Origin of the sequence: Sphingobacterium sp. Ag1, assembly GCF_000988325.1 — a bacterium.
GTDB lineage: Bacteria > Bacteroidota > Bacteroidia > Sphingobacteriales > Sphingobacteriaceae > Sphingobacterium.
Genome location: NZ_LBGU01000025.1, coordinates 21630 through 37282, shown reverse-complemented (window position 1 = coordinate 37282; position 15653 = coordinate 21630). Strand labels below are relative to the sequence as shown.

At 39.8% G+C, this 15653-nt stretch carries 15 protein-coding genes; 8 read left to right on the top strand and 7 right to left on the bottom strand.

Translation table 11 applies throughout. The features are described from left to right. Window positions 1-192: 192 nt before the first annotated feature. From AAW12_RS04395 to AAW12_RS04380, 4 genes are all read left to right on the top strand, one after another. Entirely contained in the window at window positions 193-1182 is a 990-nt protein-coding gene (locus tag AAW12_RS04395; RefSeq protein WP_046672393.1) for a cation diffusion facilitator family transporter, read from the top strand. A 146-nt stretch (window positions 1183-1328) separates the two neighbouring features. Then, entirely contained in the window at window positions 1329-3119 is a 1791-nt protein-coding gene (gene lepA / locus AAW12_RS04390; RefSeq protein ID WP_046672392.1) for a translation elongation factor 4, read from the top strand. Window positions 3120-3182: 63 nt separating this feature from the next. Beyond that, on the top strand, window positions 3183-4070 hold the full coding sequence (locus AAW12_RS04385; RefSeq protein WP_046672391.1) for a bifunctional 5,10-methylenetetrahydrofolate dehydrogenase/5,10-methenyltetrahydrofolate cyclohydrolase: 888 nt from the start codon (window positions 3183-3185) through the stop codon (window positions 4068-4070). Between the two features lie 86 nt (window positions 4071-4156). Then, complete coding sequence (locus AAW12_RS04380; protein WP_156167531.1) at window positions 4157-4699, top strand: hypothetical protein; 543 nt, start codon at window positions 4157-4159, stop codon at window positions 4697-4699. Window positions 4700-4794: 95 nt separating this feature from the next. On the opposite strand, the gene AAW12_RS04375 is transcribed toward AAW12_RS04380, so the two are convergent. Next, entirely contained in the window at window positions 4795-5664 is an 870-nt protein-coding gene (locus tag AAW12_RS04375) for a serine hydrolase (protein ID WP_046672389.1), read from the bottom strand. Between the two features lie 156 nt (window positions 5665-5820). On the opposite strand from AAW12_RS04375, the gene AAW12_RS04370 reads away from it, so the two are divergent. Then, a complete protein-coding gene (locus tag AAW12_RS04370; RefSeq protein ID WP_046672388.1) occupies window positions 5821-6363 on the top strand; it encodes a DUF1543 domain-containing protein in 543 nt (180 codons plus the stop codon). Window positions 6364-6438: 75 nt separating this feature from the next. On the opposite strand, the gene AAW12_RS04365 is transcribed toward AAW12_RS04370, so the two are convergent. From AAW12_RS04365 to AAW12_RS04340, 6 genes are all read right to left on the bottom strand, one after another. Beyond that, window positions 6439-7914, bottom strand: a complete 1476-nt coding sequence (locus AAW12_RS04365; protein ID WP_046672387.1) for an amino acid permease — start codon at window positions 7912-7914, stop codon at window positions 6439-6441. A 132-nt stretch (window positions 7915-8046) separates the two neighbouring features. Then, window positions 8047-8694 (bottom strand): NAD(P)-dependent oxidoreductase, encoded by a 648-nt coding sequence (locus AAW12_RS04360; RefSeq protein ID WP_046672386.1) that lies wholly within the window; start codon window positions 8692-8694, stop codon window positions 8047-8049. A gap of 7 nt (window positions 8695-8701) precedes the next feature. Then, window positions 8702-9115, bottom strand: a complete 414-nt coding sequence (locus tag AAW12_RS04355) for an RrF2 family transcriptional regulator (RefSeq protein WP_046672385.1) — start codon at window positions 9113-9115, stop codon at window positions 8702-8704. A 115-nt stretch (window positions 9116-9230) separates the two neighbouring features. Next, window positions 9231-9917: a hypothetical protein gene (locus tag AAW12_RS04350; RefSeq protein ID WP_053003519.1), complete on the bottom strand. Its 687-nt coding sequence runs from the start codon at window positions 9915-9917 to the stop codon at window positions 9231-9233. A 121-nt stretch (window positions 9918-10038) separates the two neighbouring features. Beyond that, window positions 10039-11985 (bottom strand): M1 family metallopeptidase, encoded by a 1947-nt coding sequence (locus tag AAW12_RS04345; protein WP_231585205.1) that lies wholly within the window; start codon window positions 11983-11985, stop codon window positions 10039-10041. 170 nt (window positions 11986-12155) lie between these two features. Beyond that, window positions 12156-12503 carry an ArsC family reductase gene (locus tag AAW12_RS04340; RefSeq protein ID WP_046672382.1) on the bottom strand — a complete coding sequence of 116 codons (348 nt, stop codon included), beginning with the start codon at window positions 12501-12503 and terminating at the stop codon, window positions 12156-12158. A 329-nt stretch (window positions 12504-12832) separates the two neighbouring features. Between AAW12_RS04340 and fbaA the strand changes: the two genes are divergently transcribed. The 3 genes from fbaA (at window position 12833) to AAW12_RS04325 (ending at window position 15648) form a co-directional block, all read left to right on the top strand. Next, complete coding sequence (gene fbaA, locus AAW12_RS04335; protein ID WP_046672381.1) at window positions 12833-13912, top strand: class II fructose-bisphosphate aldolase; 1080 nt, start codon at window positions 12833-12835, stop codon at window positions 13910-13912. A 158-nt stretch (window positions 13913-14070) separates the two neighbouring features. Beyond that, window positions 14071-14745: a head GIN domain-containing protein gene (locus AAW12_RS04330; RefSeq protein ID WP_046672380.1), complete on the top strand. Its 675-nt coding sequence runs from the start codon at window positions 14071-14073 to the stop codon at window positions 14743-14745. Window positions 14746-14979: 234 nt separating this feature from the next. Further along, complete coding sequence (locus tag AAW12_RS04325; RefSeq protein ID WP_231585204.1) at window positions 14980-15648, top strand: sterol desaturase family protein; 669 nt, start codon at window positions 14980-14982, stop codon at window positions 15646-15648. Window positions 15649-15653: the final 5 nt, after the last annotated feature.

Sequence of the window (15653 nt, the reverse complement as noted above, 5' to 3'; positions counted from 1 at the left end):
TTTATTGGGCTTTTTTAACAAAAGGGCTATTGAAGCGATTTAGCACAGTTATTTAATCGATACCCGACGTTGGATGTTCAAAACTAATCGTTCTGATTTGTCGTTATATCTTTACCTTTGCGCTCACAAAAATGTTGGCTAGTCCTCATTTCATCATTTGCTCATAAACGGTTCATATAGAAGATAAGCATCATGTCAAGACAAAGAAGATTGGTTTTATTATCGCTTTTTACGGGAATAGGTCTGATGATTGTGAAGTTTTTTGCCTACTTCTTAACGGACTCCAGTGCAATCTTTACAGATGCGGCAGAGAGTATTGTTAATGTGATTGCTTCGGGTTTTGCATTTTATAGTATTTATCTTTCGGCACAACCTAAGGATGAGAATCATCCTTACGGGCATGGTAAAGTGGAGTTCTTTTCGGTGTTTTTGGAAGGTGGACTTATTTTCATCGCTGGAGCCATTATCTTAGCCAAGGCTTGTTACAATCTTTTCTTTCCTGCAGCATTAACACACCTCGAACAAGGGATTTATTTGATTGGTATTACATCTGTGCTAAATTTTGCTGTCGGATTCTATATCATGAAGCGCGGGCGTGCATTGGGCTCCATTACCTTGGTGGCAGATGGAAAACATCTGCAGGTCGATGCCTATAGTACGGTCGGATTGATACTGGGGTTATTGTTGATGAAACTGACAGGTTTCCTGTGGATCGATGTAGTCATCTCCATTGTATTGGGGCTTTTTATTCTCTTCAATGGTTATAAGCTACTTCGCCAATCGATCGGTGGATTGATGGATGAATCGGATACAGCACTCGTGCAGGATGTTGTTGAAATCTTGGAGCGCAATCGGAAAGATGAATGGATTGATGTCCATAATCTTCGTGTGCAGCGCTATGGGAACGAACTTCATGTAGATTGCCATCTCACACTTCCCCGTTACCTTGACCTTACCCAGGTGCACGATGAAATTTCTGCTGTGGATAAGATTGTCAATAAGGAGATGTCGGTACGAACCGAATTTTTTGTTCATGCGGATCCTTGTCTTCCACAGTGCTGCCAGTATTGTCAGGTCAACAATTGCCCAATTCGTACGGAGCAATTTCGGGTAAGAATTTCTTGGGATACGGAAAATGTTACGCGGAATCAAAAACATTTTTTATATGCTATTGCCGAATAGGGAATACTGTTTCTTTCTCCTAATTAACAGGCCTACGGTATCGTCTGATTTCTTCATGTATAGTAAACTAAAAAAAAGCTAGGTTATATAAATATATATAAAAAAAGGTATCTTTGCCTTTTAGCAAAAGAGTTTAAAAATCCTATATGAAGCACATTCGTAATTTCTGTATTATTGCGCATATTGACCATGGCAAAAGTACTTTGGCAGACCGCCTTTTAGAGTATACCAATACCATCAGTCAGCGTGAGGCACAGGCACAATTACTTGATAATATGGATTTGGAACGTGAACGTGGTATTACGATCAAGAGTCACGCCATCCAAATGAATTATAAAAGAGATGGTCAGGAATATATCTTGAACCTAATCGATACCCCGGGACACGTGGATTTTTCTTATGAGGTGTCGCGTTCAATTGCTGCCTGCGAGGGCGCCTTATTGATCGTTGATGCATCTCAAGGTATTCAGGCCCAAACGATTTCAAATTTATATCTGGCGTTGGAACATGATTTGGAAATTATCCCGATCCTCAACAAAATGGATCTTCCAGGTGCTATGCCAGAAGAAGTCAAAGATCAGATTGTGGATTTGATCGGTGGTGACCGTGATGCGATTATTCCTGCATCCGGTAAAACAGGTCTTGGGGTTCCGGATATTTTGGAAGCTATTGTAGACCGTATTCCACATCCTGTGGGTGATCCTGACGGACCTTTGCAAGCCTTGATTTTTGACTCTGTTTTCAACTCATTCCGTGGTATCATGGCTTATTTTAAAGTTGAAAATGGTGAAATCCGTAAAGGCGACCGCGTGAAATTTGTTGCCACTGGGAAAGAATATTTTGCCGATGAAATTGGGACGCTGAAGTTGAATCAAGTACCCAAAGAAGTCATTAAGACCGGTGATGTTGGTTATATTATCTCTGGAATTAAGGAGGCACGTGAAGTGAAAGTGGGGGATACCATTACGCATAAAGATCGTCCTTGTTCTGAGGCTATCCAAGGGTTTGAAGAGGTGAAACCGATGGTCTTTGCGGGTATTTATCCTGTAGATACGGAAGATTACGAGGAGTTGCGTGAATCTATGCACCGTTTGCAGCTTAACGATGCTTCTTTGGTGTTTGAACCAGAGTCGTCAGCAGCCCTGGGTTTCGGCTTCCGTTGTGGGTTCTTGGGTATGCTTCACATGGAGATTATTCAGGAGCGCCTCGAGCGCGAGTTTGATATGACGGTTATCACGACAGTTCCCAACGTATCTTATAAGGCCTATATGACCAAAGATAAAGAGGAAGTGATCGTACATAATCCTTCAGATCTACCGGATCCAAGTAAATTGGATTCAATCGAAGAGCCCTATATCAAAGCTAATATTATTACGAAATCGGATTTCGTAGGACCAATTATGTCTCTTTGTATCCAGAAACGTGGTACGATCATGAATCAGCATTATTTGACGTCAGATCGTGTTGAATTGGTTTTTGAAATGCCAATGGGAGAAATTGTATTTGACTTTTATGATAAGTTGAAAACAATCTCTAAAGGTTATGCTTCATTTGATTACCACCAGATTGGTTATCGCAAGTCAGACTTGGTCAAATTGGATATCCGATTGAACGATGAACCTGTAGATGCCCTGTCGTCTTTAATTCACAGAAGTAACGCCTATGATTTTGGTAAAAAGATCTGTGAAAAACTAAAAGAACTGTTACCACGTCAACAATTTGAAATTCGTATTCAAGCGTCAATCGGCGCAAAGATCATCGCACGTGAGACGATCTCCGCTTTACGTAAAGATGTTACGGCAAAATGTTATGGTGGTGACATCTCCCGGAAGCGTAAGCTTTTGGAGAAACAAAAGAAAGGTAAGAAACGCATGCGTCAGGTTGGGAACGTAGAGATTCCGCAATCTGCATTTATGGCGGTATTGAAATTAGATTAATCAAAATAACACTATAATAAAGGAGCTCTTGGGCTCCTTTTAAATACAATAAATCTCCTAAACATGAATCTATTAGATGGTAAACTAGTTTCCGAAAAAATTAAAGAGCAAATTGCGTTAGATGCGGCTGAATTTACGACACAGACTGGCCGCAAACCTCATCTGGTTGCTATCCTTGTGGGGAATGATGGTGGTAGCGAAACCTATGTGGCCAGCAAAATGCGCAACTGTCAACTAGTCGGTTTTGAATCAACAAACATTCGTTATGATGAAAACATTACAGAGGATGAATTGATCGCTAAGGTCAAAGAAATCAATCAGGATGAGTCTATTGACGGTTTGATTGTTCAGCTGCCTTTACCAAAACATATTGATCCGGATAAAGTTACCGAAGCAATTGATTACCGCAAAGATGTGGATGGTTTCCACCCAATCAACCTCGGGCGCATGCAACGTAATCTTCCTTGTTTTATTCCAGCAACACCATATGGTATTATGCTGATGTTGGAGTATTATAAGATCGATACTGCAGGCAAGCACGCTGTAGTGGTTGGAAGAAGCAATATCGTAGGATCGCCAATGAGTATCTTACTGGCACGTAATTCCAATCCAGGTAATTGTACAGTGACATTAACACATAGTCGTACAAAAGATCTTAAAACGGAGGTTCTGAGAGGCGACATCGTTGTTGCAGCAATTGGTAAGAAAAATTTTGTTACGGCCGACATGGTTAAAGACGGTGCAGTAGTGATCGATGTGGGTATCAATAGAGAAACTTCTACAGCAACGAAATCTGGTTTTAAGTTATATGGGGATGTTGATTTTGAAAATGTTGCTCCTAAGGCCTCGTGGATTACACCTGTACCAGGGGGCGTAGGTTTGATGACGATTGTTGGTTTATTGAAAAATACGCTCGAAGCTGCGAAAGGAACGATCTATCCAAAGCAATAATTTTGTCTATTTGGCATAGAAGTTGTAAATTGATGTATGCGCGCTCTGATGAGCCGTTGAAAACTACACTCATAAATCAATTTATAATGAAAAAAATTGCACTTTTAGCAGTCGTAGCAGGAGCATTGGTTATGTCTTCTTGCAACAATTCGGAGAAAAAAGACACTACAGCGACAGATTCGGCACAAACAGTCGGTGAGCATGTAGATGCGGCAATCGCAGATTTAAAAAATGCGGAAGAAAATGCGCGTTTGAAAGCAGAACAAGCAAAAAAGGACCTGGATGAAGCTATCGCAAAAGGTGATAAAGCAGCTGAAGAAAAAGCTCGCGCTGCTTCTGAAGAAGCTAATACTGCCTGGGAAAAAACCAAGGATGCGCTACGTAACGCCGGTGAGGACGTAAAAGAGGGATTGAAAGATGCAAAAGATGCGACAGTGGATGCAACGAACACGGCTGTAGATAAAACAAAGGATGCTGCAAAAGATGTCGCTGACGGTACGAAGAAAGTTGCAAATGATGTTGCGACTGGAACGAAAGAGGCCGCTAAAGATGTAAAAGATGCTTCCAAAAAAGTAGGTGACGATATTAGCCGGAAAGCAAAAAATGTAGATGAAGCGTTAAAGAATTAGTCGACGTATTTCATTTTAAAGATAGGGAAGGTGGGCACTTTTTTGAGTGCTCACCTTTTTTATATCATATCGTTATCATATTGACTTAAATAGGCTTATTGGTAATAATCCCATAACAATTTGGAGAGTTTACGGGTAAGTATCTCTGCTTCATTTGTTTTACCCCAGCTTTTGTCCGTGTTGTTCTTGGTGAAAATACTGAAAACGTAATCTCCTTTCGGCGCATTGACCAAAATGACCTCATTGCGTACGTCATCTAAAGAGCCTGTTTTTGAAGCTGTTTTGATAGTGGAAGGGATTTGCGATAGCCCTCTCTCGTCATAGAACATGTTGCCCATAAAACGATACATCTGATCGGAAGATTTTGAGGACACAACTTTGCCTTGTCGGATTAGTGTGACCAAGTCGGCCATTTCTTTTGGTGTAGTCTGGCCCCAACCATATTTTTCCCAATCCGGTTTCCGCCCTTCTGTCTGCGAGTTGACGCGTGTATGGGGCAGTTGAAGGCTACTCATTAATTGATTGATTGCGATACCTCCTCCTGCTAGCTTTTGATTCCAAATGCTGGTTACATTATCACTATACGATAGCATAAGTGCGACCAAGGTTTTCAGGTCAACTTGTGTACTATCCTTAAAGAACTGCATCAGTCCTGAGCCACCATAGCGTTGACTCGAACGGTAGAGTAGTTGCTGATCAAGTTGTAGTTCACCTTTTTCAATTTTATCAAAGATACCGACTAAAATGGGGATTTTGACAATGCTTGCTGTAGGAAAAATGCTGTCGCCCTGAATGTTGACTTCTTTATTTTTTTTAAGATGGTGTACATAAATGCCAACATCGCCTTGAAAACCCTGAATGAGCTGTTTTATCTGTGATTCGAGTTTTTTATCGGTAGCGGCATTTTGTCCAAAGGACAGTAATGATAAGAATAGTAACGTAAATGATAGGAATATTTTGTGCATTGTGAAGTTATAATGTATGTTAAATGTGGTGGATAATAGTTATTTTTATTTTTTATAGGGCTTAAGTTATGAAATATCCATGATTCGTACGCATAAACATCGCTGAAAAATAAACTGGATATTCTAGTATGGACATTGAAAGACTGGTTTTTGACTATGAAGTTATTTATGATTTTGATCGGTTGTAAGCCGAAAAATAGACGGACAGAACAGCATGACATTTTCTTTGGCATTGGGAACGAGCTCAAGGATTTTGTTGATCCCATTAAAGATTTTTGGCCTGAGGCTGATGGTAAAATCCATATTGATGCCTACCGTATTGTTCATAAGATCGGGGAATATGAAATTAAGGTTACTGAAAGGGGGAATGGACAGGCTGTTGATTCGGAAGTGAAATTGTTTTTTGTTAATTTAGGGGGATACAAACCGAATGAATTTGATGAGTTCCATTACAAAGAGCTTATTGTTGCATCGAGTTTGGCCAAGGCTACCGAAAAGGCAAAACGGACTGTTTTTTGGAAGCACCACAGTTCGGCACACATCGATGATAAGTATGGTTTGGATGTTGATGATATTTATGAGATCGAAGATTTGCTATTACCTCGTGATAAAGAGCAGTATAGTATTCAAATTACCCCAAAGACCGGTTTGGAAGAAGATACCATTGCGAATGGCTATTTTAAACTGAGCGCGTTATAGAGGGAATGCGCTATTCGATTTCTTAAACATAAAAAAGGCTTCTCTATAAAGAAGCCTTTTTTATGTTTAACCAGCTTATTGTTGGTTCTGATGTTGTTTTCTAATGACACTATGTTTTTTGCCGTATACAAAGTAAATCAATAAGCCTATACCAAGCCAGACGGCCAAACGCTCCCAGCTTTCTATTGGCAATGAAGCCATCATTAAAATACAGACCAAGATTCCCATGATCGGAACGAAAGGAACCAGTGGTGTTTTAAATGGGCGCTCCAAATTGGGGTCTGTTTTACGTAGTACTAAAATACCTACACATACGAGGGTGAAGGCAAATAGGGTACCGATACTTACCATATGGCCAAGGTCTGAAACTGGGACGAAACCTGCGAATATACTGACGAATACCATGAAAATAGCGTTTGTTTTCCAAGGAGTCTGTCTTTTGGATAAGTCTGAGAATATCTTTGGAAGCAAACCATCCTTACTCATCGAATAAAATACGCGGCTCTGACCAAGTAACATCACGAGAATAACTGAAGTGTATCCTGCAATAATCGTAATAATCAACGCTGTATTTAAGAAATGGTAGCCTGTTCTGGCAAAAGCTGTTGCAACTGGCTTAGCGTCCCCCTTAAACATCGTGTAATGTTCGATTCCGGTCATTACGTAGGAGAATAAAACATACAAAAGTGTACAGATTATTAATGAACCGATGATACCTATAGGCATACCTTTTTTTGGATTTTTTGCTTCTTGGGCAGCTGTACTCACCGCGTCAAAACCGATGAATGCAAAAAATACAACGCCTGCAGCACGCAACACACCGCTGATGCCAAAGTGGCCAAAGTCATCACTCTTTAGAAATGACCAGAAGCTTTGTTGCCCACTTTTTACAAGCTCCTCACCTGCATTTACAGGAATAAATGGATCGTGGTTTGCAGGATTGATAAAGCTCCAACCCAAGGCGATAAAAATCAATACGACGCCGACTTTTAGAATTACCAATATATTGTTTACACGGGATGATTCCTGTGTGCCACGCATCAGCAATAGCGAGAGTAAACAAACAATAATGATCGCAGGTAAGTTAACCACGCCACCTTCCCAAGGGCCTTTGAGTAGGGTATCGGGGAGTTGGATATGGAATATCATCAGGAGCTGGTTGAAATATTGGGACCAGCTGACGGCTACTGTAGCTCCTGCTAGTGCATATTCGAGGACGAGATCCCAGCCGATAATCCAGGCGACAAATTCGCCCATTGTAGCATAGGAATACGTGTAAGCACTTCCTGCAACAGGAATCATAGAGGCAAATTCGGCATAACAAAGACCTGCGAACCCACAGCCTACTGCTGCGATAATGAAAGATAGGATAACAGCTGGCCCTGCATTTTCAGCAGCGGCAATTCCTGTTAGGGAGAAAAGTCCTGCCCCAATGATGGCCCCAACACCGAGGGCGATAAGGCCCGAGCTGGACAGTGTCCTCTTTAGCGTGTGTTCACCATTTTCATTTGCTTCAGCAATGAGTTGAGGAATCGATTTTTTAAATAGCATAGGATTAATTCTTTACGATTATTTAGCTTTTTAATTGTTTAATTAATGTCAAATATAAATGATCTCAATGAAAAAAGGGAAGATTGCTCCTCCCTTTTGTAATAAAATCTGAATCAAATGCTTGTTTGGGTACTAATATGCTGCTGTAAAGCGTTTATTGAGGAATTGTTTGTTCTCAATTTCGTCTGCTATTGCTACAGCAAGATCCTCTACTGATAACCTAGATCGACCCTCCTGATCAAATACAGGGGCATCAAGGCCTGTACGGTATTTTCCTGTCCGGGTTCCACCAGCATGGGAATTCATTTCTATAGCAGGACTAAACATGGTCCAGGTAAGTTGATCTTCTTTTTGGATGGTTTTCAGGTAATCGGCTGCAGCTAAAGCCCCAGGTTTAATTTCTTTAGGAAAATCCGGTGAATCGACCAGTCTATTTCCATCAATCAATAAACTTCCTGCACCACCAATAACAATGAAACGATTGATACCGGCATCCTTAACAGCCTGTTGGATTGCCAACGCACCTTTTGTGAAATCTTCATAAAGATTAGGGTTGGTCCATCCGGCATTGAAAGCCGAAACAACGACATCAACACCTTTTAGAGCAGAAACCAATTGATTATTATCATTGATATCTACTTGGAGTTTGGTTACTTTTTCACTCGATGGAATATTTTCGGTGTGGCGGGCGATTGCAACGACGTCATAGTTGCGGTCTACCAATTCTTTTACGAGATGAGATCCTACGTATCCTGTGGATCCAATTACTGCTACTTTCATGTTTCCTTTAATTAAATGTTTTGCTAAAATCAGCTAGGGTTATCTTTTCCAAACGCTGTACAATATCAGTGTCGACTTCCTGATACAGATCCTGGAGTTTGGAGTTGATATTTTTGCCAACAACACAGGCCGGATTGGGATTGTTAAATTTCCCGCCGAAATCGCTTTGTTTGGTGCTGATATAAATATCGGCCAAGGTAATCGTTGGATTCTCGGGATTTATGCGAATACCGCCGCCCTTACCTTCTTTACTCGTGAGTAAAGATGCTGTTTTAAGAGATGCAATTTCTTTGCGAACCACACTTGCATTGACCTGAATGCTTGACGCAATATATTCAGAAGAAAGCCACTGATTTGACTCCTCTAATTGTGCGAGAACCATAATGTGTAATGCTGTTGCGAACCTCAAGTTGTGTAACATCCTCTGCTGATTTTTCTAAATTATAACACAAAGTAACAGAAAAGGTTTTAAACTGAAATAAAAATTATTACAGTTTAAAACCTTCTGACAATCACGTGATAAAAGTGTTTGTTTTTTATTTTTTCTCGTTAAATTTTTTATAACTATCCATAATATAGACCTTCAAAGTTTCTTGGCTGCTGTTTTGAATAAATTTATAAGATGGTCTAAATCGTTCCTTAAACAGGGCTAGATCCGAACCATTGAGCGGAGTCAATTCTTTGATCAGGTTTTCTGTGAATTTTCGATCAACTGCTCTTTTTTCGAGTTCATCGACCAGAAGCTTATAGTTTGAACGGGCTTGTTTTCCCTCTTTGCTAAATATGCGGCTTGGAGAAATCCGTACTCCACCGCGGTTTTGACTTGCGTCAGAATACTTTCCTAAAGTCTTCTCGCGCTGGATTTCAGCAGCAAGTCTGCTGTCTGTCATCCGTTCGACGACAACTTCACTCAGTTCGATAACATTATTCATTCTGTTCAAATAGATTCTGCGTAAGCTGGTATCATAAATGAAGACCGTATCCTGTTCGTATCCGACGGCCTTGATCAACAAGAGATCGTTTATATTGGCGTCAATAGCAAAGGAGCCATCTCTATTGGTCTGTACTTCAACCTTGGTTCTTAAATTTTGGATCTGTGCAGCCTCGATTTTCTCACCGCTGACAAGTTCCATAATAATCCCCTTGGTTTTTTCCTGTGCAACAAGATGTCCACTCATTAGCGTAATAAGTAAGCAGCTTAGAATCGTTTGTAAGATTTTCATGCGAATAAATATAGTTATGTATTTTCAATCTATGAATGAACAGGATATTTGCTGTTTTGTTTACGCCGTACGTTCATGATTGTTCTCTAGCCAAAAATAACGAATAGATTTTGAAAATTTGCTAATTTGCTTTCCACGAATTATTGTCTGGATTCTTGTCTGGCATAACCATGTCTGGATCTAACTGTACGGATTGCAATGATTCTGTGGTCGGTATTTTAAATTGCCATACATCGTTTCTTTCCCAGATTTCCACCGGTAGTTTTTTTCGGATCTTCTTGCCCGATACGGTTGTCGCTTCAATAATAACTGGCATCGGTAATTTTTCGAGGTTTTCCACAGTGACAAGTGCGCCAAATTTTGGCTCATTGTTGACATAGGATACCGATTTTATACCTTGGTCCATTTGCCAGTTGTTGACAAACCACCCGCGCCAGAACCAGTTTAGGTTTTCTCCAGCACCGTTTTCAATGGCTTTGAAGAAATCCTCTGGAGTAGGGTGTTTGTAAGCCCATTCTTGGATATATTTTTTAAAGGCGTAATCGAAGCGCTCAGGACCGATAATTTCGTTTCGCAATAATTTCAGTCCATAAGCTGGCTTATAGTAGACCAAAGCACCAATATTACGTTCTTTCATATTTTGCGGGGTACTCATGATCGGTTCAAGATTACGGGCAGTAAAGATGTAGGATCTGCTCGCCTGATTACGGTAATATTCACCATTATTGAATTCCTTTGTGGCGAGTTCGTTAATAAAAGTATTGAACCCTTCATCCATCCAACCATGTTCACGTTCGTTGGATGCGACAATCATTGGGAACCAATTGTGACCAAACTCGTGGTTAGTAACCCCCCAAAGTGAACCTGCTTTGGCCCGATTGCCACAGAACGACAAGGCTGGGTACTCCATTCCACCAACATTGGAAGCTACATTCACAGCTACAGGGTAAGGATATTCAAACCAGCTTTTTGAATAGATTTCAATTGCGGCTTTTGTATATTCTGTCGAGCGTTCCCAGGCATTGTTACTGTTACTTTCAATTGGATAGGCTGACAAAGCAAGGGATTTTTTTCCGCTGGGTAGATTGATCTTCGCACCATCTACTATAAATGCCGTAGAGGAGGCCCAAGCAATGTCTTGCGCATTATTAAGTTGATATTTCCAGGTTAAGGTTTTCTTGTCGGGTCTGGAGTTTTTTGCGGTAACTTCTTCGGCGGAGCGGATTATTACGGTTTCATCGCTACGTTGTGCCTGTTGGTATCGTTTGAGTTGCTCAGCTGTAAATACTTCCTGTGGGTTTAACAATTCGCCACCCAAGACAACCATGTGGTTTGCTGGAGTAGTGATCTCAACCTGGTAATTTCCGAATTCACGATAGAACTCTCCTGGTCCTGTATAGGGAAGCGTATTCCAACCTCTAATGTCGTCATAGACACACAGTCTTGGGAACCATTGTGCAATGGCATAGATTTTTCCGTTTTTTGTATCAAGGATACCTGTACGATCAGCTCCATATTTAGGAACGGTGTATTGGTATTTAATCTTAAAAGTTATTTTTCCGCCCTTGCTCTTTAATGCCGTCGGAAGTCGAAGCTGCATGCGGGTATCCTCAATAATATGTTCGATCGTATTTCCGTTTACGTCCGTAACCGATTGTATCTGATATCCACCATCAAAAGTGGAGTTGCCATCGCCGTAACGGCTGTCAGTCAGAGGGGAGATCAATTGACCACGGCCACGTTGTGAAAACATATTTTGATCTAACTGCAACCACAGATAGTTCATATTGTCCGGACTATTGTTACTATAAGTAATCTCAACAGCTCCTGTAATTTGATCATTTTGATCATTCAGGGAAGCCTGAATTTTATAATCGGCTGCATTTTGCCAGTAGGCAGGGCCCGGTTTTCCGGCTGCGGAACGATATTCGTTACCATTATTTTTAAAAAACAAGGGTGCAAAGGCCTCGGTATAGCTATAATTGGATGTTTTCTCCTGTGCAAAGGCCGGATAAGCATAGCTCAATGCAACAAGGCTTAAAGAAGCCAGTGCAATTCTTTTCATCATACGTTTACTTAAATTATGTTTATTTGCTCCAATATACAATGAAAAGTACATTGAGCCAAAAAAAACGAAAACGACGTCTTAAAAGTTAAGGGATAAAAGGGGGACTTTAAAGGTGTATTTGGTATAATTGGAGGCTTTTTAAGACCTCCATTCCAGGGAGCTTTTTGGAACTATTTTAAATTTGTTACGTAGTCTGCTTCGTTAAAACCGAGTAGTATACCTTTATTGTATTCAATAACGGGACGTTTAATCATACTCGTGTTTTCCTGAAGCACCTTATTGGCACTATCACTGTCAATGACTTGCTCTTGAATTTCCGGAGATAACTTTTTCCATGTAGTTCCCTTTTTATTCACTAGCGCCTGCCAGTCTACCTGTGTTTCCCATTCTTTTAATTTATCCTCACTGACACCTTCTTTTTTGAAGTCATGAAATTGAAAGGTGATATTGTTGTCTTCCAACCATGTAAGTGCTTTTTTTACTGTGTTACAATTTTTGATACCGTATACCTGTAGCATAATAGTGACAATTTGGTGAATCCAAATTTAATCAATCCCGACACAAATTTTTAAAATAATTTGTATTTCTGAATACATTCAAGATGCCTTATCTGTGATCCAATGATAATTGGGGATATCCTGTTGTGCATGGTATTGGGAAAAATAGGGACAAGTGGACTATTCTATTCAAAGGAATAATCAGAGGTTTATGATTTGTTAAGATTCTATATTCCCTATGGATTGATAGTGTATTTAGTACACTATAAAAATTAGGAAGTAATAATAATTTTTAATAATTTAGTAGCTTCAAGTATAATGAAAGATTAAAATAAATCAATAACAGAAATATGAGCCTAAAAGATTTTAAAGGTGTATTGACAGGAGATCAAGTACAAGAGTTGTTTGAGGTAGCGAAGAAACATAAGTTTGCTTTGCCTGCGGTAAACATTATCGGAACAAACTCTATCAATGCGGTTATGGAAACTGCGAAAGCAGTAAATTCTCCTGTAATTATTCAATTGTCAAATGGTGGAGCGCAATTCTACGCTGGTAAAACCTTGAACAACGATAATTTACAAGCTTGTGTATTGGGAGCGGTATCTGCAGCACAACATGTTCATTTATTAGCTGAGCATTATGGTGTAGCGGTTATTCTGCATACAGATCACGCAGCTAAGAAACTTTTACCTTGGATCGACGGTTTGTTGGACGCTGGCGAGAAATTCTTTGCACAACACGGAAAACCATTGTTCTCTTCTCACATGTTGGATTTATCGGAAGAGCCAATTGAAGAAAATATTGAAATTTCAGCTAAATACTTAGCTCGTATGAAACCACTTGGTATGACCGTGGAGATCGAGTTGGGTGTTACAGGTGGTGAAGAAGATGGTGTTGACAACTCGGATGTAGATAGTTCAAAATTGTATACTCAGCCGGAAGAGGTTGCCTATGCTTTTGAAGAACTGTCTAAAGTATCTGACAAATTTACAGTGGCAGCTGCATTTGGTAATGTTCATGGTGTTTACAAACCAGGTAATGTGAAGTTGCAACCAGTTATATTACACAATTCACAAGAATATATTCGTGAGAAATATAATCTTACTGCTGAAAAACCAGTAAACTTTGTATTCCACGGCGGTTCTGGTTCATCTCCTGAAGAAATTGCAGAAGCGATTTCATACGGTGCGATCAAAATGAACATTGATACCGATATGCAATGGGCGTTTTGGGATGGTGTGAGAGCCTATGAAGCGAAAAACCACGATTATTTGCAAGGTCAAATCGGTAATCCTGAAGGAGCTGATTCTCCGAATAAAAAATATTACGATCCACGCGTTTGGTTACGTAAAGGTGAAGAAACTTTTGTTGCTCGTCTGAAAGAAGCGTTCGCTGATTTGAATGCAGTAGATGTCAATAGCAAACTATAAGTATAAGCTAAAAAATAGATTATAAAAACGTCTTTAGTGCCCCCAAAAAGTTAAACACTTTATGGGGGCATTTTTTTATGTCAAAATAGGTTAAAAATACTGGTCTTAGTAGGAATTGGCTTATTTTTTGACGAACAACAATAAAAAGTCAAGTAAATATGAAATTTTTAGGAGTCAGTGTAATTCTTTTATTAACTGCCCAAATGGGGTTTGGGCAGGTGAAGCAAAATGTTGGCGATTTTTCTTCGGTGGTAGCGACAGACAAGATTCAGGTGGAGTTGATTAAGTCCGACGAGTCCTTGGTGACGTTTGAAGGACAGAATCACGAGAATGTTAAGGTGGTCAACACAAATGGATCCTTGGTTTTGAAAATGAATACGTTGAACATGCTACAAGGGGGGAATATCTCTGTGAAGGTGTATTACAAGAGTTTGAACAATGTGGAAGCAAAAAAAGGGGCCAAGGTATTTGCGACCACAAATAATACAGTTGCTGCTGATCACTTAAAAGTATATGCTTCAGAAGGTGGTCTGGTCGATCTCTATACAGCGGTAAAAACAGCTGAAATAAAAGTGACCTCAGGTGCTACAATCGCTTTGTATGGAAAGGCAAACAAACAGGAGATCATTTCGAATTTTGGCGGCAAATATGAAGGAAAAGATTTTAAGACGAACACCACGGTGGTCACCGTTAATGGTGGTGGTAAAGCCGATGTTTATGTTACTGATTCCATCGAAACCAAAACGCGCGGCGGTGGTGTCATTGATGTTTATGGAAAACCGGAACATCGTGTAGAAAAGAAAATGGCGGGTGGAACAGTCAATTTTAAATAAGTGAACTGTCTTGGATTTGTCAATTTTCTGATGCTTAGATTTTAGATGATTGAAGCGAAAAAGAGTGAAATTTAGGGTAGGAGATGGAATAAAAAGGGTTTAACTTAACTGGGGTAATGACCGTCGTTTAACCTTTTTATTAAAAAGGTCAGTTATTTTGTTTTTCTCATCAGAAACCTTCTTCATTTGTGCTTAAAATATCTATTTTTGTAAGGGAATAATAAAAATAGTATTATGGCAAAGCGTAATTATGTTTCAAATTCTACAGAATCCACGCGCATGTTCAAGAATGACTTTTTAGAGTCTTTGACGAAGGTGCATTGGAGTGTACCTTTGATTTTCTATGTACCCGTGGTTGTGTTCTTTTCGTATAAAGCGCTAGTTTGGGGAGAGGTTTCCTTCTTAACATACATGGGGTATTTTATTTTTGGTTTAGCTTTCTGGACTGCTTTTGAATATGCATTACATCGTTGGGTATTTCATTTTCACCCGACAACGGAATGGGGAAAGCGAATTGCTTTTATTTTCCATGGTGTGCATCATGATTACCCAAGAGACCGTATGCGTTTGGTGATGCCATTGTCAGCGAGTATTCCACTAGCTCTTTTGGTGTATCTTGGTTTTACATTGTTTTTTTCAAATGAGTTTATCTTAGCCTGCTTTTTCTCAGGTTTTATGGTGGGGTATTTGATCTATGACGAATGTCATTATGCGATGCACCATGCTAATTTTAAAAGTGGCATTTTCAAACGGATCAAGCAGCACCATATGTTGCATCATTATTCTGATCCCGAAAAAGGCTTTGGAGTAAGTTCTTCCTTATGGGATGAAATTTTACGCTCAGGTTTCGAAGAAAAGGAACCCAAAAAAGATTCTACTTCCTTAAAAGAAGAAAAAGCATAAATTGA